Below are 24,865 nucleotides of genomic sequence, written 5' to 3'. Positions count from 1 at the left end.
CCATCACTATGGCGATGTTTAGAGAAACATTGAAGGCGACGGACTTTGATTCGATCCGATTACGCGTGGCGAGTCCAGAGGTCATTCGTGAATGGTCCTATGGTGAGGTAACAAAGCCGGAAACCATCAACTACCGCACACAAAAACCAGAAAAAATGGGATTGTTTGCGGAAGAAATTTTTGGACCTTCTAAGGACTGGGAATGTTATTGTGGAAAGTACAAGAAAATACGATACAAAGGAATTGTTTGCGACAAGTGTGGCGTAGAGGTGACCTATGCATTAGTGCGACGTGAGCGTATGGGTCACATTGAGCTTGCTGTTCCTGTATCACACATCTGGTTCTTGCGTGGCGTGCCTTCCAAGATTGGAACGATTCTTGATTTGTCCGTTCAGCAATTAGAGAAAGTGATTTACTTTGCGCAGTTTGTGATTACCGACGTGGATGAGAACGCGCGCACCATGGCCTTGGAGGAATTACAGGCAGAGTACAAGAACAAGCGCAAGATGATCGAAGGAGAGTACAAGCGCGATTTAGATCGTGCGAAGACCAACCTCGAGGGAACACCAGATAAGCTAAAATTAGAGGATGCGCGGTTGCTTGAAATTCGCGACCACAAGTTGGAAGAACTGGAAGGAGACTTTGTGATCGTGGACAAGGAGCTGAAGGACATGCGTCCCATGCAGTTGATTGGTGAGACCACCTACCAAGATTGGTCCATTCGCTATGGTCACATTTTTGAAGCGTCTATTGGTGCAGAAGCAATCCGAAGCTTGTTGCAACGCATGAACCTCACTGAGACGATCGCGTTGTTAGAACAGGAAGGGAAAGAGGCTGGAAAAGCAAAATCGGATCGTATTATTCGTCGAGTAAAGCTTTTAAAAGCATTGGAGATTAACCATATCCGCCCAGAGTGGACCGTCATGACGGCTGTTCCTGTGATTCCGCCAGATTTGCGCCCAATGGTGCCGCTGGATGGCGGGCGATTTGCAACGTCGGATCTCAACGACTTGTATCGACGTGTGATTAACCGTAACAACCGTTTGCGACGATTGCAGGGATTGAACGCGCCAGAGGTGATTCAACGTAATGAGAAGCGCATGTTGCAGGAGGCGGTAGATGCCTTGTTGGACAATAGTGCGCGTCACAGTAAGACAGTAATTGCCGCAACAGGACGTAAGCGTCAGCTTAAGTCGCTCTCAGATAACCTTAAAGGAAAGCAAGGTCGCTTCCGACAGAACTTACTTGGAAAGCGTATCGACTACTCGGGACGTTCCGTGATTGTTGTAGGGCCACATCTTAACTTGGGAGAGTGTGGAATTCCAAAGCGTATGGCATTGGAGTTGTTTCGACCGTTTGTAATCTCCAAGTTGATTCAACGCGAGTACGTCTATAACATTCGTAGTGCAAACCGCTTTATTGAAGCGGATCGATTGGAAGTTTGGGATATTTTGGAAGAGATCATTCGTGATTCCTATGTGTTGTTGAACCGTGCTCCGACGCTTCACCGTTTGGGAATTCAAGCCTTTCGACCTAAGTTGATTGAGGGAAAGGCGATTCAGGTGCATCCATTAGTGTGTGACGCGTTTAACGCCGACTTTGATGGAGACCAAATGGCCGTGCACGTGCCACTTACAAAACAAGCACGTATGGAGGCCAAGCATTTGATGCTTGCATCAAGTAACTTGCTTAAGCCGTCTGCGGGAGAACCGATTACGCGTCCTGGAAAAGACATTGCTTGGGGATGTTTCTACCTCACCATGATTTTGGACGAGGAACAGAAGCCGGAAGGCGAGCGTAAAGAATTTGCCACGCCACGAGATGCGTTCTACGCGCAGCAAGCAGGAAAAATTGGCATGCGTGAGTTGGTGACCATGGTGGTTCCAGGATACGGGCGTATGGAGACAACCGTTGGACGGTGGTTGGTGAACCAGTACATCCCAGAGGTCATTGGTTATCGCAATGAGACGCTTGGCAAGAAGCAATTGTCCGCAATTGTCCGTACGGTTTTGGAGAAAGAAGGAAAGCCTCGAACCGTAACGTTGCTTGATGGTCTTAAGAACCTCGGATTTAAGTATTCAACACTCTCCGGATTTAGCTGGGGAATGGGAGAATTGCCAGCGATTCCAGAAAAGCCAGAGATCCTTAAGGAAGGAGAGCGAAAGGCATTGGAGGTGGACGAGCATTTCGCACAAGGACTACTTACACACTCTGAGCGACACAGCGCGATCGTAAAGATTTGGACGGACGTAAAGGATCAGATTGAGATTTTGTCACGCGACGTGCTTCCAAAGCGCGGATCGGCGTACACAATGATCGAATCTGGTGCCCGTGGAAGTTTGGGACAGTTGACGCAGATGATCGGTATGAAGGGATTGGTGTCGTCGGCGTCTGGAGAAACCTTGGAGCTACCTGTCAAAGGATCTTTTAAAGAGGGATTGGATGTAATGGAGTTCTTTATCTCCTCTCATGGTGTGCGAAAGGGACTTACGGACACGGCGCTTAAAACGGCAAACGCCGGATACCTCACACGTCGATTGGTGGATGTGGCGCAAGACGTGGTTGTGGTGACGGACGATTGTGGAGATACAGAAGGTGTCGTGCTCACCAAAGAAGAATCAGATGAGATTGGAGAGCCACTTACGGTGCGTATTCTCGGTCGTTACGCATTGTCTGATATCAAGAAGCCGGGAACACGTAAAGTGGTAATCAAGGCTGGTGAGTTGGTGGTAGAGGATCATATCCGTGAGATCGAAGAGGCAGAGGCCGAGTTACAAGAGGCACATGTGCGATCCGTGGTGAGTTGTCAGCGACGTCGTGGATTGTGTATCAAATGTTATGGATATGACCTTGCACACAACAAGGTCGTGAAGATGGGAACAGCGGTTGGCATTATTGCCGCGCAGTCCATTGGAGAGCCTGGAACACAGTTGACGATGCGTACCTTCCACATGGGAGGAGTTGCCGGTAAGGACATTACGCAAGGTTTGCCACGTGTGGAGGAGTTGTTTGAGGCACGAACGCCAAAGCATCGCGCGCTTATGACAGAGGTTCCAGGAACCGTGGAGATTGTGACCACAAAGCGTGAGGTTCTGGAATCCAAGACGGGTCAAAAGATTGTAGATACGCGACCGGGACAAAAGATCATTATGATTCATCACGCGATGATGGACGTAAAGATTTACAAGTGTGGTCGTGGTGGAAAGGTAAAAGTTAAGGATGGCGACACGGTAAAGGCGGGAGACGTGGTTTGTGAGAAGCCAAACGGTGAGCAGCACGTTTCTGAGGTTGATGGAGTTGTGAAGATCGAAAAAACGCATGTGCACGTGATGTTTGAATCACAGCAGTCGCGTGAGTACTTGGTCCCAGCTGGATTTACCGTGCTCGTGAAGGATGGAGATGAAGTAGAAGCGGGTGACGAGTTGACCGAGGGTCACTTGGACCTCCAGTTGCTCTATGCAACCAAGGGACGTAACGCCGTTGAGCGCTATGTGTCTAAGGAAATTCAATTCATCTACGCGTCACAGGGACAGAAGCTCAACAACAAGCACATTGAGGTGATTGTGCGACAAATGTTCTCGCGTGTGCGTGTGGCAGATCCTGGGGACACCGATTTGTTGCCAGGCGAGATCTATGAGCGTTCTACGTGGTTGATTGCAAACGATCAGCTCAAGAAGAATCAGAAGCAAGCGACGGTTGAGGAGATGTTCCAAGGAATCACCAAGGTCTCGCTTTCTACGGACTCATGGCTGTCTGCTGCATCGTTCCAAGAAACATCACGCGTGTTGATTAACGCCGCCGTTACCGGAAAGGTGGACGAGTTGCGTGGACTTAAGGAGAACGTGATTATTGGAAAACTCATCCCAGCAGGTACAGGCATGCTGCCACTTGAGGAAGATCCAGACTTCATGGAAGATCCTGAGTTGTATGAGGTTGTGACACCGGAGCCTCGTGCGGGAGACGTGATCGCCGTTGCCGATGAGATCATGGAGGCCACAACCAAGACGATTGGTGAGTTACCGGAAGGTGAGGTTTCTGATGTAGAAGACGTCGTAGAAAAGGACGTCGAAGAGATTGAGGAAGATACAGAGGACGACGAGGAGCCAACAGAAGAGGTACTTGCGTCCGTGGACGAGGAATAAAACAAAGAAGCGCTTCGGCGCTTCTTTGTTTTGTGCAAAAGACCACGTCGCTCCCGGTTGATCTCAAAGTTTGATACAATGAAACCATTATGGAATCATTTACACCCCCAACATCAGCATCGCATGGCGCACCGTGGTACTTGGTGATTATTCTCATTGTGCTTGCGCTTAGTGCGACGGGTGCGGCCATCTGGTTTGGTGTTCACCAATCGGATTCCTCAGATGTCGTTGTCACATCCTCGAATCCGCGATCGGAAGAATCAGATGCAACAAACGAGGTCGCATCGGATATCGTGGAAGAAGGGTCTACGGAATCCGACAGTACACTCCCTGGATTGGGAGAGTTGTCGGCAACAGGGCTTGATATTACGTATGATGTTGACGCACAGACGGGTCAGGGATATAAAACGGCGATGCAAAAGCTTGTGGCTGGCATGTTCGAACAGGCGCGAACGTGTGAAACATCTTCTGTCTCATCTTACGGTCTACCGTTTACAATAGCGGATGTTGCACAAAACAACTATGTGCCTAGAATCAATGATGCGGTCTTCACACAAAAAATCGTAAAAACGGCTAACAACCTGAACGGTAATCAGATTCAACTTTGTAAGTTTGGTACGGAGGTTTATGCCTTTGTCAAAAACGGAGAAGGATATGGCCATCCGATGATGTGGAACGGAAATATATTTATTCGTTATCAACCGCTCAGTGGTGTTATGGAGGATGGGTACTTTTTAGGTGACTTCCTTCCTCATCAAACCGTCGTGGGAACAAGTCGTGGAGACATGAGAAATGTTTGGTGGAGCTACTACATCCTGGATAGTGCTACACAGGCAACGGATATGGTAGAGACGTGTGTAGACTCACCGGCGACGGATACGTCCGGCAACGAGATTATCGGTAAACGACACATGTCGTGCGAACGCGTTTGGAATCAGTAAGAGTAAACCCCGCGCCTTGTGCGTGGGGTTTTTGGTTGGAGTGACAGAATAGCCGCAGATTGGTAGGATACAACCACTATGAAAGCATTTTCCAACAATATTGTGTATGTGGATACAGAGTTTACGGACCTCAACCCCTACACAGGTGAGATTTTATCGGTGGGCATGGTTAAGCCAAATGGGGAGGAATTCTATGTGGAGATTGCCTATGAGGGAGAGATACATCCGTGGGTTCGCACCAATATTTTACCAACGCTCACGGGAGAGAATATCTCGCGCGACGAGGCAAAAAAGAAGATTGCAGATTTTTTGGGAGCAGGGAAACCACACATGGTAGCATTCGTCCCGCAGTACGATATGGTGTACATGGTCAAGCTTTTTGGAACAGAGTCACTTCCCTTTCATTGGATGCCGATCGATTTTGCCTCCATGCTCTTTGGCGATGGGCAAGACCCGGGTCAAATGCGATCCGAGCGCCGCGGCGTGTTGATGCATTATTTGGGATTAGACGGTAACGACTACCCAGAACATCACGCGCTCAGTGACGCACGCGCGCTCAAAGATGTTTGGGCAGCCATGGTGCAGTAACATTTCTATTCATTGTTAACTCCTCGCTATGTCTGGACATAACAAGTGGTCCAAAATCAAGAATAAAAAGGGGGCAGCCGACGCAAAACGTGCGGGTGCGTTTACAAAAATTGCAAAAGCGATCGCGGTGGCCGCGCGTGAAGGTGGGGGAGACATGAGCATGAATTTTAAGCTGCGCATTGCGGTCGACTCAGCCAAGGCGGCCAACATGCCAAACGACAATATTGATCGCGCGATTAAGCGTGGAACTGGTGAGGGTGAAGGCAACGTGATGGTGGAGGGATTGTATGAAGCGTACGGCCCAAAGGGTGTCGCGTTTGTCATTTCGACGTTATCGGATAATAAGAATCGAACTGTGGCAGAGGTTCAAACGGCGCTTAAGAAGTCGGGAGCTACGCCCGCAGAACAGGGGAGCGTGTTGTTTAATTTTGATCGAAAAGTCGTGGTGGTTGTAGCTCGTAACGCCGAGGTTGTCTCACCCGAGGACATGGAGATTGCGTTGATTGAGGCGGGCGCAGAAGATATTGAAGAAAGTGATGAAGGGTGGATTGTTACGGGTGCGATCGATACGTTTAAAGCGTTGATCGATGCGTTAGAAGCTATGAACATTAAGCCAGAAGAGGCGAGTTTGCAGTACGTGTCCAAAATGCCCATGGAGGTAGATGAGGAAGCACATGAAAAAGTGGAGAAGATCACCGACGCGTTGGAGGATTTGGATGATGTGCAGGAGGTGTTTACGAATATCAAGTAGGGTGTTGGCCAATAGAATGAACACAACACCTAAAGTTACGCTCGGGATTGATCCAGGATACGACCGCATGGGGTATGCGGTTATTGTTGGTGATGTGGGACAGGAAACGTTGTTGGATGTGGGGTGTATTCAAACGGAGAAGACGGACACGCATGCAAAGCGATTGAGTGTGATTGCAAGGGAGGTTCGCGGGTTGTTTGATACACATCACCCCACGCGCTTGGCGATTGAGACATTGTTTTTTTCTAATAATCAGACCACGGCTCTGGCGGTGGCCGAGGCACGCGGCGTGGTGTTGGCAATCGCCGGTGCGTTTACAGTAGAGGTGATTGAGTTGGGACCTGGGCAAGTTAAACAGTCCGTCACAGGCAATGGAGCAGCAGACAAGCAGCAGGTTCAGGAAATGATAAAGCGAATTTTGCACCTAAAGGAGATTCCAAAACCAGATGACGCTGCCGATGCTGCAGCTATTGCCTGGGCTGGGTTGGTTGGGTAGTGATTGTTAAAAATGGCGCCGTTTTAGGCGTTTTTTTATTGTTTTATACGCGAACTATTGACAAAATGGTATTTTAGGGTATAAAGGTTAGGTCGAACGGAAGGAGGACAGTATGAATCTATGTATGTAGGCAGCGGAAGCTCTCTCCGCAAACGCCTACACCCCCCCACTCGACATCTTCGACCACACCTTCCGCGCACGGCTCGCGCCGCGCTGAAGGTGAAAGAACTACCGACCTTGGACAAAGAGGATCATTTGAGGTGAGAAAGCACCTGCGGTAGTTAGTCCACACGGGGTACGTTGGTTGGTCAGCCACGTACGGAGAGACCTGTGGAGCGCGCGACTTTTGTATGAAACGCGCTTAGGGTATTGCAGACGCTAGGTGACCATCGGAAAGGGCGTGCGAGGTCCTGGTTACTCAAGCGGGTAGGGTGTAAAAAGCCCAAATCTATGTCAACGTACGTGAACGGCGGCCATCCGAGGCTGCCGTTTCACTTTTTTATGAGGGATTGGCAAAATGGCTCTCTACGATGAGTTACCTCATAAGAACAATGAATAGTAAGGCCAACTGGATCAACTCTTGCAAAAAAATGACCTATTTGTTATAGTTGCCTACGAAAAAGAACATGCGGGTATAGTATAGTGGCTTATTATGCGAGCCCTGCCTGCCGGCAGGCAGGCTTCCAAGCTTGAGATGAGGGTTCGGGGATTTACATCTACGAAAACAAAATCCGAGCTATGATAACTGTCTATGCGCTGGTGAGTGAATTTGATGGGACTCTGTACATAGGAATGTGTAAAGATCTTGATCGACGATTAAGTGAGCACAATTCCGGAAGAAATCGATCAACAAAACACAAACGGCCGTTCCGTGTTATTCTAACGGAAACTCATCCTGACTTTATAGTAGGTCGCATTCGAGAAAAGTGGCTGAAGTCGGGAGAGGGAAGAAGGTACATTAAACAATATGCGGGTATAGTATAGTGGCTTATTATGCGAGCCTTCCAAGCTTGAGATGAGGGTTCGATTCCCTCTACCCGCTCCAACGAAAGGCACCCCGAAAGGGGTGTTTTTCGTTGCAGGGTGGGAGAGCATATGCCATTAGTCTTTGTGCAACACGTTGGATTTAAACACACGTACGATTGTTGATTCTCTTAGGAATTTTTCCTCTCCGAGCTCGATAAGTCTGCGTACAAGATCAATATTAGACACACCCGACATCTTCCAGTTGTGATGGTAGAGACTCCCGGGGAGCGTGTTCACCTCGTTAACGAATATGTGCTCTCGCTTTGAGTTAATAAGGAAGTCAACGCGTGCGGTGCCCGTGCATCCTAGAACGCGATAGACTTGTTTTCCCAGCTCTTCTACTTTGTGTGCAAGATCTGATGATATTTTTGCAGGGACTTCACTATAAGCGCTGTTACCTCCCGATCCTTTTTTCCCGCCAGACAGATATTTGTCTTCAAAGTTAAAAAACTCTGTCTTGTTCAAAGGTCGCTCAATGCTGGCAACCTGGGGCTGGTCATTCCCCATGATTGGAAGCGTGACCTCAATGAGATTGTCTACACTCTCCTCAACCAGCACTTTGTCGTCATAATGAAATGCGACTTCAATAGCGCGTTTGAGTTCTGTTTGATTCTTTACTTTTGTAATAGCAATAGATGAGCCAAGGTGTACCGGCTTTACAAACAGTGGCCACGTTAGTCCGGCGGTCTTCTTGATGCAAACGTCCATATCGGATAGCCATTCTTGTTTGGTAAACCAAACATACGGCACAACTGGGATGCCTTCTGCTTCTGCAATTTGCTTGGTGAATACCTTGTCCATGGCAACGGCAGATGCGGCAAGATCGCAACCGACGAACGGAACGTTTGCCATGCGCAGAACCCCCATGAGACTCCCATCTTCGCCGAACGTTCCGTGCATAGCTGGAAATACAATGTCGACTTTTACAGTCTTCGGGATGATGCCTGGAAAAATAATAGACAAAGCATTCCCGAGTGACAGTTGAAGAGGCTTTAATTTCTTGAGCTTGCCTTCAATACCACCTTTCCTAAAGTAAGCCATATCGTTCATTGCTTCATCGGAATACCAATCACCGTCCTTTGTAACATAGATAGGTAGGATGTTGTACTTGCCCATAGCAACAAGTGACTGGATGATGGGCGTGTGGGCCGTGATAATAGAGACGTCATGCTCGGCACTTTTCCCACCAAAGATTACTGCGATTGTTTTCTTGTTAGGCATATTGATCGGGCCAATCGTTTTGAAGAAGAATAATGTCGCCCTTCACGGTCATGCTAGGCAAGGTTGCGTAGGCTTTGAGAGCATCATCGAACCAAATAATTTCTCCCTTGTAGTTGGCTTCTCGCAACCCTTGCTCAATATAGGGGGTGACAGAGTTGCTTATTAGTACGACGCGCTCTATCTTCGCGCTAGCGAGCTGATGGCCAATCTTCATGTGAACCTCTTTTGAGCGCGAGCCCATCTCCACGAGCCCGGGCGTTACATAGAATCGACGACCCTTGAGGGTTTTAAGAAAGTCGATGACGACACGTACTCCGTCGGGGTTACCGTTATAGCTGTCGTCAAGCGTTGTAATACCGCTTTCATCAACTCTTGGTTCGAGGCGATGCTCAAATGGTTTTGTATTGGCAACGCCGGACTGAATGTGTTCGTTTGTTAGGCCGAGCTTGTGAGCGATGTCGACTGCCGCGACTAATGGACCAATCTGATGCATGCCGAGAAGTTTTGATTTGAGCTTGATCTGTTGGTCATCCTTTGTGAGCGTGAAAGATGTGCCCGATAGGTCTGTTGCTGGATTATGTACGTGCCAGCTCCCAATTCCATTTTGGTCATAAAGGATGTGAGATTCTTTTGCATATGTGCACGCAATTTGACTCTCTCCATTTATATAAACTGGTTGCGATGGTAACGCCTCGGCTAACTCAAAGATCGTTTTGGCGGTTTGCTTTAATGTTTTAAATTTCTGCAGGTGTGCCTCATTGATTCCAGTAATGACCCCGATGTCGGGTTGCACGATCTTGCAAAGCTTTGCTACATCACCCGGGTAGTATTCTCCCAGCTCAAAGATCAACACTTTCTCATCTCCTTTGAGTGTTTTAACAAAAGCGCTAACGCCTAGCGGCGTGTTGTAACTATGTGGAGGGGCTGCAACGTGCTTACCCTCAGACAAAACGGTGTGGAGCATTTCTCTCATGGATGTTTTTCCGTAACTACCAGCAATAGCAATTTTTACCCCTTTGTGACGTGCCATTGTTTGCGTCGCACGCCAGATTATGAGTGCTTCGATGGGTTTTTGTACAAATAGTTTGAGAATAAATAGGGGGATCGTGATTATGTACGCCAATAGAAACGGAGACAGCATGAGTACGAGGATGCCTAAGAGTTTTGTAGCAATAGCTGACCCATAAACAGAAAGAGAAGTGCCTAACAGTATGAGCGCGAGCCAAAGAAGTCTGCCAAGGTACAGGAGAGCAAGCGCTTTGTGCGATTGCTTAAGTTGCTTGCGCTTCTCGACCTTACTAAAGTCACGCGTTCGGTGGAGCCAGTTGATGTAATCACCAATGTTGTATTCCGTGGCTTGGAGCATGTATACGAGTGAGCGTAAGAATCGAGGACGATAGCGAGATAGAAAAGAGGTAGTCATAGGAAATGTTTTATGGCTCTTGCGACGGTACGGGACTGTTCCTGAAAGACAAAATGACCGGCGTTTGGAATAATGCAAAGCTCAGAGTTGGGGATACTCTGCTTGAAGGCGTTTGCCTCTGTAAGTGGTGTTTCGGCGTCCTCCTTACCCCAAATAAGCAACGTTGGAGTACGTACTTTCTTTGCATCTGTTCCAAGATGTTCATTGACTACATTAACGAACGTGTCTTTGAGCGCACCGGCTTCCGTATAGTCCTTGCTTGCACGTGCGCGTCGCATTACGCGCTTCAACGTATTTCGTGCAATCGAAAAAGGCGGGATCGAAGTGACGATCTTTCCGATCTTTATGATTCCCGTTGCCAAGTATGCGTGCTTGGTCTCCTCTGCCAATCCAGCAGAAGCAATTAACACTAGTTTCTTGGGAGAGATTTTGAGCGTTGCAACTGCCTTAACGGCGATCCTACCACCAAATGAATGTCCAATAAGGACATCTGGATTGTCTATGTCGAGCTTTATTAGAAACTGACGAACAAACGCAGCGTAGTCCTCAACTGCCCATGCCTTAGGAGGGTTCTCGCTCTTTCCGAAACCGGGCAAAGAAAGAGATATGCACCTATTGTTGGAGCTTAGGATATTTGTGAGTGAGCTGAACGAACGCGCATTTGTACCCCAACCGTGTAGCAAGAGGATTGTTGCGCCTGCTCCGTTATCCGTATATTCCGTATCAAGGTTATTTACAATGATCTGCATAGATTAATAGTCCCTTGATAACGGTTGTGAGCTGCTATCAAGTCTTGTTACTTGTATTTAATTGTTTCCAAATCTGCTCAAACATCCAGCGCTGCGCATCTGCAAACTCCTTTGACTGAATAATAAAGCCAATAACGCCAGTTTGCTCATTGAATGAGAGCATCGCGACCTTATTGCCGTAGATGTAGGTTTCATTATTAAATGGGGCATCACCTTCTATTACAAGAGTTTCACGATGATTTTTTGCATCGGAGCTTTGGATCTTGCGTGCCTCGAGAGAGTCTGTCGCAATGAGACGCAGTGTGATGTTTTGCGAGAGTCGCTGTTGAATAAAGCTGTCATGCTCCTCTCGTGAAAAAACCTCAGCCTCCTCACGGAAGTTGGACATGAGGAGAAGCTCAAAGCCCGAGCCCGACAAGATATCGTTCTTTATCTGATGGAGACCGTCGTTTCCAGTAAATACTTGCAGAACGGGGCGGTCATTACGACTGCCATACTGTGCGAGGAGTTCCGGCATTGCTTCTTCGATAGACTCTACCTGCCTTCGCATGCGGCGGATCTCGGTGCGTAGACGAGCAATGACGGCCTTTGGTTCGCGTGTCCAAACCACCTTTCGTCTGCCAACCGTCTCCTCCTCCATGAGACCTAGCTCTTTGAGTTGCTCGTAGGCGATGTATGCCGAAGACCTATCCATCTTGGCGGTCTTGGCAATCAGTCCAACGGAAGAACGACTCAGCTTGTAGCTCGTTAGAAAGAACGAAATGGCGTTCGGGCTTGCATGCAGGTGTTGTAGCGCCGTTTTGATTGTGTTGAGCTCACTCATAAGATAGGGGATTATGCTCACTTGGGGAAATAAAATCTACTTACTCATGTATGTAACTTAGCAAAGTACTGAAAAAAGGGCAATGCGTGCTTATCGAGATGTAGAGGATAATTCTACGGCATAAGTCATTAGTGATCACCTGGTAGAAATACTCAACCTATATCACTATCCTCTCAAATATTCGCCTGGCGTATCAATGATGTTTACTGCGAGACGAACAAAAACAAGAACCGCCCACCGAGTGACGTCGCCCTTCATCGACGTATCGATGGGGGTCGGTTCTTGGTTGGGCGGTCAGATGTATCTCATCTTCTTCACCCGTCGCATCTCCTCACGCAGGAAAACATGTTAAAAAAATGCGGGTGTTTAAGAGAGACAGCTATTTTAAAACGCAAAACCCCGGACCTCCAGACCGTGATTTTGCACGGGGGTGGTTCGGGGCGTAGGTGGAGACATGTAGCAAGACATGTGCTCCGAAGGGTTCCTGCTTGCTCAGGATTTTTTTGGGGGGCTAGTAGCGGGCGCCGTAGAGCCGACGATCGAGCTCGAGCTCGATCTTCTCGCAACGCCGATCGTTGGCGGTCTTCCTCCAGTCGCGGCCGAACGCCGCCACGAAGGCGGAGTTGGCGGCGACGCGGGGGCCGCTCACCCCCGTTCGGTAGAAATACCCACCGAACTGCCCGTAGGCGTATGTCCACCGACCGAAGTCGGCGGGCTCGGCCAGGTCCGCCTGCAGGAGCTCGTGGATGAGCTCCTGCCGGGCCGCCTTGTAGGCGGCCTCGGCGTGGCGGGAGGCCTGTCGTCGCTCCTGGTAGGCGGCCTCGGCCGCCTCCCGGGTGACGACATCCACGCGGCCGTCCAGACGGCCCCCCAGGCGGAGGGTGGCCCGGATTCGGCCGTTGATCAGGAGCTTGCGCTCCCCAACGGAGCCCCCGATCTCAAACCGGCCGTCCACGAGGAGGACGCACCCGGCCTTGTTGGCCAGACGGTCCTCCATCCTCTCGTTGGCCGGTGAGCGACCCATGGCCACCCTCAGAGCGGTCCTGGCGGCATCGCGCCGCCGCCCCTCCTCCTCGCGGGGGGCTCCGCTTGTTCTGCACCACTCCCACGAGGGGAGATCTGCCTCTGCGGCGAGGACCTCCTTGATGAGGATTTCCCATTCTCGCGCCGGGAGGCGCACCATGACGTTGGTTTCCTTTTCCATCATCACTCCGTGGGGTGGTAAGCCCCGTTCATAGGTATCTCGCTTGCACGAGACCGATCCGTTATCGTCTTTCAGAATGCTGTATGAATCAGCGTTCCGGATCGTCTGCGCGTTAGGTGAACCTATTCCACCTTTGGCGTAACAATCTTATACCATAAAAAACACCTTTTGTCAAGAGGTGACCATGGAAAAATGGCTAATTTTAGCCTAAAAGAAAAATAAGATAATCAAGTCTCAGGTCGTATTGTTTATAAATAAATGCCGCCGCCCTAGGTTTGTTGGGCGATGAAAATTAAATAGAAATGTAGCAAAAAAAGCCAAATCCCACCAGAAGAACAGATGGGATTGACGTAGGGATTTTGGCTCAACCCGAGAACCGGGGAGCTGGGGAGCACGATCGTCTTCTTACAGCAGGTTCAAGAGAAACTGCCGGAAGGCATCCGCGTCCAGGGTGTTTGCGTCCGGAGTGCCGCGCTGCCGGAGCTCGCTCAGGAGCAGATCGTCATTGCGACGGATCTCCTCGGCAACGTCTTCGAGCCGTCTTGAGGACGGGAGGACGTCGCGGATCCACCACAGCAGATCATTCTCCCCGATGGGGCAGATCTCAAAGCGGTCTCGCCACCGGTCCCGCTGGCTCAACCGCGACGCGTCGCAAAAGCTCCACGTGATCGCCAGGTTGCCGATCCAGACCGTCTCGCTGCCGCCGGAGCGCTTGGCGAAGGAACGGTGCACCGTGTACGCGGGCACTCCTTGCTCCACGAACGCGAGCAGCCGAGGATCCTTGCGGACCTTCCGCGGTGCCTTCTGCAGCCACACCTCCAGATCAATCTCCGTGGGAACACAGCTCTTGTCACACGGCTTCACACGGGCAGACACCCACCCCTCCGACCGGGACAGGAGCACGTGCTTGCCGTTGATGCAGACGTACAGATCCATCGCATCGTAACAGTCAGAAAGTCCGAACAGGCGCATGGTGACCTCCAAAAGTTGTAGACTCCATACAATCCTCGTGCAGCAAGGACTCTATGCAGTGCCCGAGAATCAGTTGACCTCAGGCAAGGGGGCGCGTGACCGCCCGGAGCGATGGCTTACCCCGTTCTGGACGGGACCCGATTGCGTGGCTCAAACGCAAGGGGTCTGCTCGCGAGGGCGAGGGGTGGAACAGCCTTTGCCGCGTGTTCCGATCGCGGGCTGGGGTTTACGTTCTGCGTCGGATCACCCGCCGCCCTCCTGTTGCCGCCACGTCCACGTCGCTGTGCCGTCCTCCTCGGCGCAGCTCATCGGCGCGGTCAAACACGGACCGGCGAACGGGGGTCGTCTCGGACTCGGCCAGCTCCTTGGCCCGCACCGGCAGGTTGGTCTCAACGCGCAGCGTGAGGCCGTCTACCGTAATGCGGACATAGAGCTTGCCGCAGGTGAAGCTCAGACCCTTGCCATTACGAAGACCTATCTCAACCACATTGAGCTTGTTCATCGCACACCTCCCAATCTCTTGTTGCGTACATTGATTAACTCTCAGAATCCTTTTCTGCCTAGAATTCTGTAGAGTGCCCGAGAAGTGAATCTTCTCAGGCCTCGTACGTATACCTCCTACTGGCAGCCGCGACGCATTGCTGTTCGTCTCTTTTGTGACCAATTTGTGCTGGTGAGAGCACATGGTCGTGAGGCGCCAGAAGTGCCGTCAATACCACCTGGGGTATTTGACACTTCCTTTCCTCCATAGAACCTTCGTTTTGCAAAGACTCTATGCAGGGCCCAAGAAGCGATTCTCCTCAGGCCACGGAAGCACCTCCTTTCAGTAGAGACTTGGGTTTTCTCGGATGTCCCGCTGAAGCTGAACGGTGGCAGACACCACGCCGGGAACCTCCTCCTGTCCAAACCGCGCGCGAACGCGGTCGAGCATTTGAGGCATGGTTCCCTGCGCCACGACCAGGTAAACCTGATCGGGGAACATGCGCCGGAGCCACTTCAGGTACCGCGGGGTGCCGACCTCGAACGTCCTATCCAGCTTCTTGATCCTTCTCCCGGAGGAGGGGATCTCGAGCTCAGATCGACGCCAGCTACTGAACAATGTGTATCGACGCATGGAACCTCCTCGTTCTCCTCCGAGAACAGTAAGTGAGTTGTATCCTCCACAAAAATGCCATACAGGATCGCGCCTTTGTGGAAGACCCGAGCAGTGCCCAGGTCCACGTTGTGCAGGAATTTTCAATCAAGATGGGACCTGCAGCCCGGGGGTTTTGCCTGGCTAGGGCAGGGTGTTTGCGGCACCCTTTTACGCTCGTGTGACCCACGAGCGTATGAGGACTACCGGTGCGCGCGGCGGCGGATTACGACACAAGGTCGCTTCGCCTGCAGCTCGCGATCGGCCTTTTCACGGGCCTCACGCTTGAGCTGCTGCGGGCTGGTGGTAAACCAGACCGCGCCGTGACGCACCACTCCGTAGCTGGGGGTGATGGCCATCGCTCCTCCTCCACGAACAGCTCGAGTTACTCAAGCAGTTTGTGGAGCGTCCGAGCAAGCAGAATTGCAAGCTCGGGCGCGAAGATAAGGTGGGAATAAGTAACGCAAGTGCTTACTCCCGCGGCTGGTTGCCTTCTCAGGCTGTGCGAGACGGTTGCGACCGCCAACCAGTCTTTGACCCTTCCGTGTGTCTTCCGCCCGTCTGAGCGGAAAAACCCGATGGAATTCGGTCGGCTGATGGGTGTCAGCCTTAGGAGTATGCAAGTTCTCAACTTCAGAATCCTGGCTGGCCGGCCTGGGACTCCTGGTTGAGCGGACGGAATGGGGGGCGCCCAAACCATCCGCCTTTTTATCCGGATCATCGCCGTGCAGATGACTGACACGAACGATTCACCGGTTAGGCCCTTCCTTGCATACAACCTGATCGCCATTGCCCCAGCAAACCAACCCGGTGGTTGATTGGTCGCGCCACTCGGGCGCGATGCCGGTAACAAAATGGTTGCGATCAGTTGAGGGCGTAGCCCAAACCATTGCTGTGCAAACGTGGATTGGAGAATCCACTGTCCGCACTCACTCTTGCAGGGTTCCAACCCGCAAGCACCTATCAACTCCAGTACCGATCCTGGAGGGGTCTCCCGACCCAACGTGGATACGTCATGATAGGCGTGGCGCTATGAATGCTTTCGCATCCCCATGGTGTTACCGCCATGAGTTTCCTCCTGTTACCAGGAGTTATCTTTGACCAGATGGTCTGGGTGTGCCAAGCACCCACCCTGTTTTGCCGTCCCACCGGCAACAGAGTTCTTGTGCGGATTGGACAGGTTGCGTCCTCTGCCGCGGATCTCCCGCTACCAGCTATAGCATGGCGTCTATGTGGTGCTAGCGAGAGATCCGCGGCGGGGCCGCGTGGCGGGGACACATGTGTCTCAAACGGTGTTGTAGACCATGGATCCAGCCTTTTTAATCCAGATTGCCGTACGTTGTAGTGCCGTTACATGAAATTTCCTACAGCCATACGCACATTCCAGGAGAACGATCCATATCGATCGTCCTTTGTTCTTGCAACGTAGTTGTTACAAGCCCTGTTTCACTGTTTGTTTGTAAGATGCATGGATCACTGAGGCGTTGTGCTCTATCAGTGAACAAAGCAGATTAACATGGAAGAGGCATTGTGTCAATCCATTGTTGCCAGAATTAAAATAAACCGCTTAAGTTAGCGGTTTATTTTGTACGCTTTTGGCGGACAACTCACAGTAAATTTAAGATTATTTAGTACGTCGCAGGCGAACAAACACGCCTCTTACGCTTGACAAAGCCGCAAAATTGTGGTATAGATGGTTTTGATTGAACGCGCTCATGCGTTCATCAAACCTGGAAAGGGGTACGCCATGTTCGGCGGCTAGCCCCCCCCACAGCCCTCCGCCGGGTGAAAGACCCGGCCGGAAGTCGCGTACCACGCGACTCCAACCACGACGCCCCCTCGGCGTCGCATCTACAAGGACAGGTCTTCACAGAGACCTTAACTTTGTTGGAAGAATAGCTTCACCAGCCATGGCCACAGGAGGGCACCATGAACGGCTGAGAAGCGCGGAGAGCGGGGTGCGGCGTCGGTTCTCCGACGTCCGCGCCCCGCGATCCGCCAGATCTTGTGACCGCGATCCGCCCACCTGGCAGGTCGCGGTTTGTTATTTGCTTATAGACCAGGCGGCTTCAAACATGACACGGGCAGTTTGAGAAAACATTTCACTTTGAATGATAATTGCCATAATGGATCCCTTAAATGAGGTGAACACAACTCGGTCGCCATAAATCCAGATGTCGCCGTGAAACTCACCAAATGAATTGTTCAGTTGTCGAAACGCTACGCCTTTACGATGTTGATAATTTTCTCGTACATTTCCCGTATGTAGGAGACGTATATCTTGCCGTGATGGATCTGATACATTGTGAGCTTCGGCAAATATTTTTTTAACCTCTGGTGTCCCGTCGTGCACGGAATGATACACATCCTGAATATTTACAAACTCGTAGATGGAAGGAGGATTGACGGCCTGTACGTCCGCAAATAAGTTGCGCAATGCCTCGGGTCCCTCGTAAAATCGAATAAACGGCTTCTCCCCAGGTGAGAGGCTTTTCATTTCCGGCACGGCCTCTTCCATGAGTTCAATCTTATCTCGCATTTGTCGCGATTGTTTGCGGAAGTAACGCAGCGCGTCCTCAGGCTGCTCGATTGTGAACACCGTTTTTGCTCCCTTTTGAAACGTCGATAACAATCCCTTCCCTTTGAGCGCATTAATCGCATCGTACGTGGCCGTGCGTGAGACACTCGCCTTGCGTGCTAATTCTTGCGCGCTCGTGGGCCCCAACTCCAACCCCGCAAAGTAGATTTTTGATTCCACTTCACTCAACCCAAGTTGAATAAACGTGTTGATCCATTTGTTTAACATAGTAGGCTCAGTATAACAGAGACGGTGAGGTATACTAAAGCTATTATGTCACAAAGACTTATCCAATGGTTCGTACAGCTCGTCCAGTCCTATTTCTTTCTTATTCTTTTGGCTCTTGGAGCAGGCTTGCTTCTTCCTGATTCCGCAATAATTTTCGCACCCTTTGCGACGCTTCTTTTGCAAATCATCTTTTTTCTCACGAGCCTCAAGCTCAATCCAACAGAGATTTTCCGCACGGTCAGAAATACAAAGATGTTGATTGCGGCAAACGTGTTTATGCTCTTGCTGTTGCCGTCCGTTGTGTATCTGTTGGCGCAATGGATTGTGCCGGAATTTGCGATTGCGCTCATGCTTCTTGCGGCAATGCCAACGGGCATGACAGCACCTCTCCTCTCGGAGGTTGTAGGAGGTAAAACAGATGTTGCACTTGTCCTTACTCTCACAACGTCCTTGCTAGCACCGTTTACGATCCCGTTTGTGATTGGTATTTTTGCGAGCACTGCCGTTACCGTGAGCGGTGTGACGATGTTTTGGAGTTTAGTGAAGGTGATCGTTATTCCGTTTGTTCTCGCACAGGGTGTTCGATCGTTTTTTCAAAAGCACATTCAGAAAATGGCATTTACCTTTAAGCCGATCTCGCTTCTGCTACTCGGCATGTTGATTGCGGGCGTTGTGGCAAAGCAATCGCATGTCATTTTGACCAACCTTGATCAAACACTCCTCTCACTCGTTATCGCTTTGTTCTGTTTTATTAGTTTGCTACTGGTGGCGGGCTACTTTGTGGCGTACTGGCGTCCTTGCAATGATCGTACAGCCGTTTCCATTTGCATGACGTTTATGAACTTTACACTGGCTATTTATCTTGCTGGTCTCTACTTTTCCGATCCAAACGTACTCCTTGCAACGGTGCTCGTAGTATTCCCGTGGGCAATTATGTTGCTGCCGTTTAGATTTGTGGTCCATAAGTATCTTTGTAAATAAAGAATTTTGAACGTGTAATGTATGAGTGAATACAAAGGTGGGTCATCTGAGGAAGAGCGATTGCGTGCCATGGGGAGCGATCGTCTTTTGGCAGATCTTAAAAGTAAATATCGACAACCGGTACAGGTATTAGAAGGAGAGGTACAGAAACCAGAACAATCAGTAAAACCCTCCTTGGTTATCGGTCATCTGCGAGCAATGCAAGAACGGAAAGGTGAACTTGCTGCGTTACCATTTGAGTATCCTATGATTCCCGAGCGGGAAATGGAGGGGCTAAGTCATGTTTCGCAAGAGGTGGAACGTCTACGCGTGAGAACCGTTAAACGTTTAGTAGGTCTTAAGCGAACATCTGACGCGTATCGTCGTATTACCAAAGAGGCCGTGGATGATATCGCAGCATATTTAGACAAACAGTCCGTGTGGCGCTACAAGTTTGCGACTCAATCTGGGGGTGCACCAGGTGAGGTGTCCGATACAATTCGTCCAGATGATTCGCTGTACTATCTGTCTGAGCACGGCGCGTCGATGCGGCTCAAACGGTTGGCACTGTATGACGATAACCTGGCCTGGTGTCATGTGATTCAACCGATGATGGAATTGACACTTTTTGTAGAGCCTCAATCAAAAGGGGAGAGCTTCTCTCGGGTTCCGCTCCCAGGATATTCTGTAAGAGATTTTGAGACGCCAGAATTTGCGGATCGACTGAGAGACGAGGAACAGTTGTCGGGTTATGTATCAGAGTTGCGTGTGCACGAGGATCACGGTGTTCCAAAACTCGTCTCAAACATCCCAGAAAGTACATGGGACCACTTGGGAGATCCGGTGAGTGTCATTATTGATACCAATCAGTCATAACCAGACAAACACCCAGAAGTCTCAACAACCGAGTGTTTTTTTTGTCTTTTAACACCTCCTGTACTTGACCAAAACGGCATTTCCAGCTATACTCCGCCGGTATTGATTCTTTGCACCTAATATGGATTTTCGAAACATCGCCATCATTGCTCACGTTGACCACGGTAAAACGACACTTGTGGACGCCATGCTTAAACAGTCTGGTACCTTTTCTGATCGGGAAATTATTGAAGAACGCGTGATGGACAATAATGACTTGGAAAAAGAACGCGGAATCACCATTTACGCAAAGAATACGGCTATTATGCTTGGCGAGACCAAGCTCAACATTATCGACACGCCAGGTCACGCAGACTTTGGATCCGAGGTGGAGCGTGTGCTTAAAATGGTGGATTCCGTGCTTTTGCTCGTGGATGCCTACGAGGGTCCTATGCCACAAACCAAGTTTGTGTTGCGCAAGTCGTTGGAACTTGGCCTCAAGCCGATTGTGGTGATCAACAAAATCGACAAACCCTCCGCACGCCCAGATGAGGTGGTGGATATGGTGTTTGATTTGTTTAGCGAATTGGGTGCAACAGATGAACAGCTCGATTTTAAGTACATTTACACTATCGCACGAGACGGGATTGCCGTTACGGATCCAAGGGTACAGGGAACCGACTTGCAACCGTTGTTTGATTTGATTTTGGCGACCGTGCCACCAGCACCGAGCGAGAATAGCAAGCCAATGCGCATGCAGCCGGTCAACCTCTCGTACGATAAATTCGTTGGTCGTATGGCTATGGGTCGCATCGTAGAGGGAACCATGAAGTCAGGAATGTCCGTTGTGGTTACAAAACTCGATGGAACCAAGGAAAATCAAAAAATCACCAAGTTGCAAACTACGATGGGTCTTGTTAAGCGAGACGTGGAAGAGGCCTATGCCGGTGACGTGGTGACTATCGCCGGAATTCCAAACATTAACGTAGGAGAGACCGTAGCACAAGACGCTACCGTGGAGGCGCTACCTGCGATTCACATCGACCCGCCAACGTTGACCATGGATTTTATGGCCAACAGTTCGCCGTTCGTTGGAAAAGATGGAAACCTGGTTACGTCCCGACAGATTCGAGAGCGCCTTGATCGCGAGTTGGAGACAAATGTTGGATTGCAGATTACGGATTCCGATACTGGTGAAGCGTTCCATGTGAGTGGACGTGGAGAAATGCACCTTGCGGTGTTGATTGAGACCATGCGACGCGAAGGGTATGAGTTACAGGTGAGTCAGCCACAAGCAATTATTCGGATGATTGATGGTGTAAAAGAAGAACCATATGAGTCCGTAACAATTGATGTGCCAGATGTGAGTGCGGGCGCCGTCATTGAAGCGCTTGGAAAGCGAAAAGGCGAGATGATCAACATGGAAAGCCGAGACGGATTTACGCGACTTGAGTACGTCATCCCTACGCGTGGATTGCTCGGATACCGTATGGATTTCGTGACGGCCACCAAGGGCGAAGGAACGCTATCGCACATTTTCTCGCATTACGGACCGTACAAGGGAGAGATTGAGAAACGCACAACGGGATCCATTATCTCTGGAGTTACAGGTAAAGCACTTGGATTTTCGCTCGCCAACCTCCAGGAACGAGGAACCTTGTTTATTGAGCCTACCGTTGAGGTATACGAGGGAATGGTGATTGGGGCAAGCGCCAAAGAGAGTATGACCGTTAACCCATGTAAGGGAAAACAGTTGTCCAACATGCGTTCCAGCGGTGCGGACGAGGCACTTAACCTCACGCCGCCGTTGGATATGACGCTTGAGCGTGCACTTGAGTACATTGTAGAAGACGAGTATGTGGAGGTAACGCCCCACTTTACGCGTATTCGTAAAAAGTACCTCACAGAGGTGGATCGCAAACGTCACGGTTCAAAAATGTAAATACAAAACCCGGGAAACCGGGTTTTTTGGTAGTTGCTTGTCGCAAACGGGCAACCGCTCTATACTAATACCATATGAACCAAACAACCAATTCAACGGCTCGGGACGTGTTCTTGTACCTCCTTGTGACCGTTACGCTTTATACGATTTCTGTGTCGGCTATCTCGACGTTGTTTCAATATGTGAACCACTTTTTTCCGGATCCGGTGAATAGTTTTAATAATGTTTCAGACGTCCTACGTGTTTCTTTGTCTGTTCTGATCATATTTACGCCGGTTTACGTGTGGGTTGCGTGGTTTTTGAACAAGGATATGCTGGCACACGCGGGTAAATATAGCCTGGCGATTCGTAGGTGGTTGATTCATCTCACGCTATTTGTGTCGGGGATTACTATTATGATCGATCTCGCGACGCTGATCTATAATTTTCTCGGTGGCGAGTTGTCCATGCGGTTTGCGCTTAAAACCCTCTCCGTATTAATTGTTGCGGCTGCGGTCTTTGCGTATTACATTTGGGATATCAGACGCGAGGCTAAGGCAATGCCTGTCAAGATGATGTGGTTGGCACGTGTCACGTTGGTGCTGTTGGCAGCAAGCGTGATTGGCGGATTCTTTATCATGGAATCTCCCGCACAACAGCGTCTAGAAAAGTTAGACAACCAGCGTGTTACAGACTTGTGGACCGTGCAAGGAGCGGTAGAAAACTATTGGTATGAACAAACAGCACTTCCAGAATCGCTTACGGGTGTCAACGTATACCTTACGTTACCCGTGGATCCACAAACGGGTGAGGGGTATGAGTACAATCGGTTGACGGACACGACCTATGAACTTTGTGCCACGTTTACCTATGCACCAACCGCGGACATGGGATACTCACGACCAATTCCTTATGGAAGTGGACTCGCCGAGCGTGACTTTTACGCGCATAAAGTTGGTCATGACTGCTTTACCCGCGACGTTTCTCGGCTCAAGTAGTTTAAGAAAAAAACAGGTCCTACGCGGCCTGTTTTTCTGTTTGGGAGGTGTCTTGTTGATCAAAATGTTTGTCGATAATGGAACGAGCAATGTCTTTGTAGCGAGACTGGACGATGGTATCTTGTCCGGTCGTAACCTTTTTTTCATTCAAGTCGCCATCTAAGCTATCACTGCGTTTTGTTAACCCGTTGTCTTTTCGCCATTTATAGAGGGCGGCAGAAGGTGAGTCCCCCTCGTAAAAAACGACTTTACTTGGTTTTTGGTCCGGGTGCGCCTCGAATCGTTTGTTCCAATACTCTTGAGAGGGAATCGTCCTTTCTGCCGTTTTATAATACGCGCCCATTTTAATAAGGGCGTTATTCATATCCTCGACTACTTGGTTGTTTGGATCTGGTTCTGCAGCAAGGGCTTTTTGAACTCTCTCTGATAAGACGACGAGAGGCACAACGTCATAGAGTACATCCTTGGCTGTTTTATCAGAGATACCCAGTGCCTCTTGAATGTTTTTCCTTAGCTCGGTTTCTATCTCTTTTTTTCTCCACACTCTTTCTGACGGTGGAAGAGAGTAGGATTCATATTCTTTTTCTCTGGATGCTGCTGCGAGTTCAATAATGACTCCGGATTCAAGTACCGATTTTAATTGTTGTACACGTTCCGTATCAACGATAGGGTTTTTGTCCGTATCGAGTTCATAGCGAGAGCCTGTTTCTGGATCCACGGCTGCTTCTTTTGGCAGGAATGTGACTCCTGCATCAATTGGGATGCCTTCCTCGTCTTTTTGCCAAACCCACAAATCATTTCTTACTGAGTCTTCACCTGCTTCTGTAAGATCGCGACCATGCCCCCCGCCAAACTGGAATTCGGATGCAATAAGGGCAGAGGGAAACGCAATAAAGACTTCATTATCTCGTTCGGATCCGTAGTAGGCATCGGCCACCCATTCTGTGGCAAAATGAACAGCGCTATGATCGGCAAAACTATTCCAGCCTTCTCGTTGGGTTAGTTGATCAAGATGCGCATAGGCTTCTTCTTTTGTCGCAAAGGAGTCTAATTTAAGCTGTTTTGCAATCGCGTCATCCTTTTGATCACCTTCGAGTTTAATACTGATTGCTGACTGTAGCCGACCTGTTTCCAAGACACTATCAAACGCTGCATGATATTCCTGTAATCCAGAGGTATGGTAACTAAGCTCGGCATGATCTCGGATGCCGCGACGGCTAACGTGTGTAACCATTTCGGAAGGGAAGCGGCGCAGCAGGTCCACATAGCTCTCCATATCCATATCGGCAAGCTTGTCTGCCCTAAAATACTCAGCTACATCGTCCATGGAAGCCTCACGATTTTCCCAAAGAGCTTTCTCGTCCTCGTAGTATTGATTCAAAATATCGTGAGCCGATGGGACATCCGTCTTCTGCTTGGCGACATACAGTTGTTCCTGTGCCTTATTGACGGAGTCTTGAGCAACGTACAGGCTGGATTCCCCCTCGCCTTGTTTTGCTCGTATCTGTGCAATCTCTGCCTTTACTTGTTTGATTTGTCTCCAATTCCAAACTTCCGCGAGTTTACTGGTTCGCAATTCTTTAAGTTGTTGTTCCACAGTGGAGAGTTCTTGCGCTGCCTCTGTAAGGAGTCCTTCTTCTATGCGTGATGCCTCCGAACGTCCGTTTTCTATCTGCTCGGCGAGTTCTGCAAGACGCTCCCTGCGTTCTCTGTCTTGCGTGCGTGCCTCAACGAGCTCTGCAGCTTTTGCACTGCGGACTTCTGCAGCTTCGGGTCGCTTCTTGGCTTCTTGTCTCAAAAAGGCGGAGGGCTTTTCCATAGGACTCAAGTATAGCAGGTTTTTGTTGATTGACAATA

19 protein-coding genes and 1 tRNA gene are annotated in these 24,865 nt (G+C 49.9%); 12 read left to right on the top strand and 8 right to left on the bottom strand.

What is annotated here, in order from left to right:
- Nucleotides 1-8: 8 nt before the first annotated feature.
- From rpoC to COV06_02005, 7 genes are all read left to right on the top strand, one after another.
- Nucleotides 9-4,142 carry a DNA-directed RNA polymerase subunit beta' gene (rpoC, locus tag COV06_02035; protein PIR47751.1) on the top strand — a complete coding sequence of 1,378 codons (4,134 nt, stop codon included), beginning with the start codon at nucleotides 9-11 and terminating at the stop codon, nucleotides 4,140-4,142.
- An 89-nt stretch (nucleotides 4,143-4,231) separates the two neighbouring features.
- Nucleotides 4,232-5,083, top strand: coding sequence for a hypothetical protein (locus tag COV06_02030; GenBank protein ID PIR47750.1), 852 nt, complete (start codon nucleotides 4,232-4,234; stop codon nucleotides 5,081-5,083).
- A gap of 78 nt (nucleotides 5,084-5,161) precedes the next feature.
- Nucleotides 5,162-5,671, top strand: a complete 510-nt coding sequence (locus COV06_02025) for a hypothetical protein (protein ID PIR47749.1) — start codon at nucleotides 5,162-5,164, stop codon at nucleotides 5,669-5,671.
- A 28-nt stretch (nucleotides 5,672-5,699) separates the two neighbouring features.
- Nucleotides 5,700-6,422 (top strand): YebC/PmpR family DNA-binding transcriptional regulator, encoded by a 723-nt coding sequence (locus COV06_02020; GenBank protein ID PIR47748.1) that lies wholly within the window; start codon nucleotides 5,700-5,702, stop codon nucleotides 6,420-6,422.
- On the top strand, nucleotides 6,334-6,918 hold the full coding sequence (locus COV06_02015) for a crossover junction endodeoxyribonuclease RuvC (GenBank protein PIR47747.1): 585 nt from the start codon (nucleotides 6,334-6,336) through the stop codon (nucleotides 6,916-6,918). Before COV06_02020 ends, COV06_02015 begins: the two co-directional genes overlap by 89 nt.
- A 738-nt stretch (nucleotides 6,919-7,656) precedes the next feature.
- A complete protein-coding gene (locus COV06_02010; protein PIR47746.1) occupies nucleotides 7,657-7,902 on the top strand; it encodes an endonuclease in 246 nt (81 codons plus the stop codon).
- Nucleotides 7,888-7,963, top strand: a tRNA-Gly gene (locus COV06_02005). The genes COV06_02010 and COV06_02005 overlap by 15 nt, the downstream gene beginning before the upstream one ends.
- 56 nt (nucleotides 7,964-8,019) lie before the next feature.
- Here the strand turns inward: COV06_02005 and COV06_02000 are convergent.
- The 6 genes from COV06_02000 to COV06_01975 form a co-directional block, all read right to left on the bottom strand.
- Entirely contained in the window at nucleotides 8,020-9,165 is a 1,146-nt protein-coding gene (locus tag COV06_02000) for a hypothetical protein (GenBank protein ID PIR47745.1), read from the bottom strand.
- Nucleotides 9,158-10,588, bottom strand: coding sequence for a hypothetical protein (locus COV06_01995; GenBank protein PIR47744.1), 1,431 nt, complete (start codon nucleotides 10,586-10,588; stop codon nucleotides 9,158-9,160). The genes COV06_02000 and COV06_01995 overlap by 8 nt, the downstream gene beginning before the upstream one ends.
- A complete protein-coding gene (locus tag COV06_01990; GenBank protein ID PIR47743.1) occupies nucleotides 10,585-11,337 on the bottom strand; it encodes an alpha/beta hydrolase in 753 nt (250 codons plus the stop codon). Before COV06_01990 ends, COV06_01995 begins: the two co-directional genes overlap by 4 nt.
- A gap of 37 nt (nucleotides 11,338-11,374) precedes the next feature.
- On the bottom strand, nucleotides 11,375-12,160 hold the full coding sequence (locus COV06_01985; protein PIR47742.1) for a hypothetical protein: 786 nt from the start codon (nucleotides 12,158-12,160) through the stop codon (nucleotides 11,375-11,377).
- A 511-nt stretch (nucleotides 12,161-12,671) separates the two neighbouring features.
- Entirely contained in the window at nucleotides 12,672-13,367 is a 696-nt protein-coding gene (locus COV06_01980) for a hypothetical protein (GenBank protein PIR47741.1), read from the bottom strand.
- A gap of 402 nt (nucleotides 13,368-13,769) precedes the next feature.
- Nucleotides 13,770-14,336 carry a hypothetical protein gene (locus COV06_01975; protein PIR47740.1) on the bottom strand — a complete coding sequence of 189 codons (567 nt, stop codon included), beginning with the start codon at nucleotides 14,334-14,336 and terminating at the stop codon, nucleotides 13,770-13,772.
- Between COV06_01975 and COV06_01970 the strand changes: the two genes are divergently transcribed.
- Entirely contained in the window at nucleotides 14,335-14,910 is a 576-nt protein-coding gene (locus COV06_01970; GenBank protein PIR47739.1) for a hypothetical protein, read from the top strand. The genes COV06_01975 and COV06_01970 overlap by 2 nt on opposite strands.
- A gap of 2,602 nt (nucleotides 14,911-17,512) precedes the next feature.
- On the opposite strand, the gene COV06_01965 is transcribed toward COV06_01970, so the two are convergent.
- Nucleotides 17,513-18,274, bottom strand: coding sequence for a hypothetical protein (locus tag COV06_01965; GenBank protein ID PIR47738.1), 762 nt, complete (start codon nucleotides 18,272-18,274; stop codon nucleotides 17,513-17,515).
- A gap of 45 nt (nucleotides 18,275-18,319) precedes the next feature.
- Here COV06_01965 and COV06_01960 point away from each other — a divergent pair, with 45 nt between their 5' ends.
- The 4 genes from COV06_01960 (at nucleotide 18,320) to COV06_01945 (ending at nucleotide 23,008) form a co-directional block, all read left to right on the top strand.
- Nucleotides 18,320-19,255: a hypothetical protein gene (locus tag COV06_01960; protein ID PIR47737.1), complete on the top strand. Its 936-nt coding sequence runs from the start codon at nucleotides 18,320-18,322 to the stop codon at nucleotides 19,253-19,255.
- A 21-nt stretch (nucleotides 19,256-19,276) separates the two neighbouring features.
- The gene (locus COV06_01955; GenBank protein ID PIR47736.1) at nucleotides 19,277-20,110 is read left to right on the top strand and encodes a hypothetical protein; all 834 of its coding nucleotides are present in this window, start codon (nucleotides 19,277-19,279) and stop codon (nucleotides 20,108-20,110) included.
- Nucleotides 20,111-20,231: 121 nt separating this feature from the next.
- Complete coding sequence (gene typA, locus COV06_01950; GenBank protein PIR47735.1) at nucleotides 20,232-22,031, top strand: translational GTPase TypA; 1,800 nt, start codon at nucleotides 20,232-20,234, stop codon at nucleotides 22,029-22,031.
- Nucleotides 22,032-22,105: 74 nt separating this feature from the next.
- Complete coding sequence (locus COV06_01945; GenBank protein PIR47734.1) at nucleotides 22,106-23,008, top strand: hypothetical protein; 903 nt, start codon at nucleotides 22,106-22,108, stop codon at nucleotides 23,006-23,008.
- A gap of 19 nt (nucleotides 23,009-23,027) precedes the next feature.
- Here the strand turns inward: COV06_01945 and COV06_01940 are convergent, their stop codons facing one another.
- Nucleotides 23,028-24,827, bottom strand: a complete 1,800-nt coding sequence (locus tag COV06_01940) for a hypothetical protein (GenBank protein ID PIR47733.1) — start codon at nucleotides 24,825-24,827, stop codon at nucleotides 23,028-23,030.
- Nucleotides 24,828-24,865 lie beyond the last annotated feature (38 nt).

Source organism: Candidatus Uhrbacteria bacterium CG10_big_fil_rev_8_21_14_0_10_50_16, assembly GCA_002774875.1.
Lineage (GTDB): Bacteria > Patescibacteriota > Patescibacteriia > UBA9934 > UBA11717 > UBA11717.
The sequence above is the reverse complement of the archived record's forward strand: the minus strand, read 5'-3'. Positions and strand labels throughout refer to the sequence as shown.

Bases quoted from the DNA above. Each gene is read 5' to 3' on its own strand.
- rpoC (PIR47751.1), top strand. From the start codon at position 9: ATGGCGATGTTTAGAGAAACATTGAAGGCGACGGACTTTGATTCGATC.
- COV06_02030 (PIR47750.1), top strand. From the start codon at position 4,232: ATGGAATCATTTACACCCCCAACATCAGCATCGCATGGCGCACCGTGG.
- COV06_02025 (PIR47749.1), top strand. From the start codon at position 5,162: ATGAAAGCATTTTCCAACAATATTGTGTATGTGGATACAGAGTTTACG.
- COV06_02020 (PIR47748.1), top strand. From the start codon at position 5,700: ATGTCTGGACATAACAAGTGGTCCAAAATCAAGAATAAAAAGGGGGCA.
- COV06_02015 (PIR47747.1), top strand. From the start codon at position 6,334: ATGAGGAAGCACATGAAAAAGTGGAGAAGATCACCGACGCGTTGGAGG.
- COV06_02010 (PIR47746.1), top strand. From the start codon at position 7,657: ATGATAACTGTCTATGCGCTGGTGAGTGAATTTGATGGGACTCTGTAC.
- COV06_02000 (PIR47745.1), bottom strand. From the start codon at position 9,165: ATGCCTAACAAGAAAACAATCGCAGTAATCTTTGGTGGGAAAAGTGCC.
- COV06_01995 (PIR47744.1), bottom strand. From the start codon at position 10,588: ATGACTACCTCTTTTCTATCTCGCTATCGTCCTCGATTCTTACGCTCA.
- COV06_01990 (PIR47743.1), bottom strand. From the start codon at position 11,337: ATGCAGATCATTGTAAATAACCTTGATACGGAATATACGGATAACGGA.
- COV06_01985 (PIR47742.1), bottom strand. From the start codon at position 12,160: ATGAGTGAGCTCAACACAATCAAAACGGCGCTACAACACCTGCATGCA.
- COV06_01980 (PIR47741.1), bottom strand. From the start codon at position 13,367: ATGATGGAAAAGGAAACCAACGTCATGGTGCGCCTCCCGGCGCGAGAA.
- COV06_01970 (PIR47739.1), top strand. From the start codon at position 14,335: ATGGTGACCTCCAAAAGTTGTAGACTCCATACAATCCTCGTGCAGCAA.
- COV06_01975 (PIR47740.1), bottom strand. From the start codon at position 14,336: ATGCGCCTGTTCGGACTTTCTGACTGTTACGATGCGATGGATCTGTAC.
- COV06_01965 (PIR47738.1), bottom strand. From the start codon at position 18,274: ATGTTAAACAAATGGATCAACACGTTTATTCAACTTGGGTTGAGTGAA.
- COV06_01960 (PIR47737.1), top strand. From the start codon at position 18,320: ATGTCACAAAGACTTATCCAATGGTTCGTACAGCTCGTCCAGTCCTAT.
- COV06_01955 (PIR47736.1), top strand. From the start codon at position 19,277: ATGAGTGAATACAAAGGTGGGTCATCTGAGGAAGAGCGATTGCGTGCC.
- typA (PIR47735.1), top strand. From the start codon at position 20,232: ATGGATTTTCGAAACATCGCCATCATTGCTCACGTTGACCACGGTAAA.
- COV06_01945 (PIR47734.1), top strand. From the start codon at position 22,106: ATGAACCAAACAACCAATTCAACGGCTCGGGACGTGTTCTTGTACCTC.
- COV06_01940 (PIR47733.1), bottom strand. From the start codon at position 24,827: ATGGAAAAGCCCTCCGCCTTTTTGAGACAAGAAGCCAAGAAGCGACCC.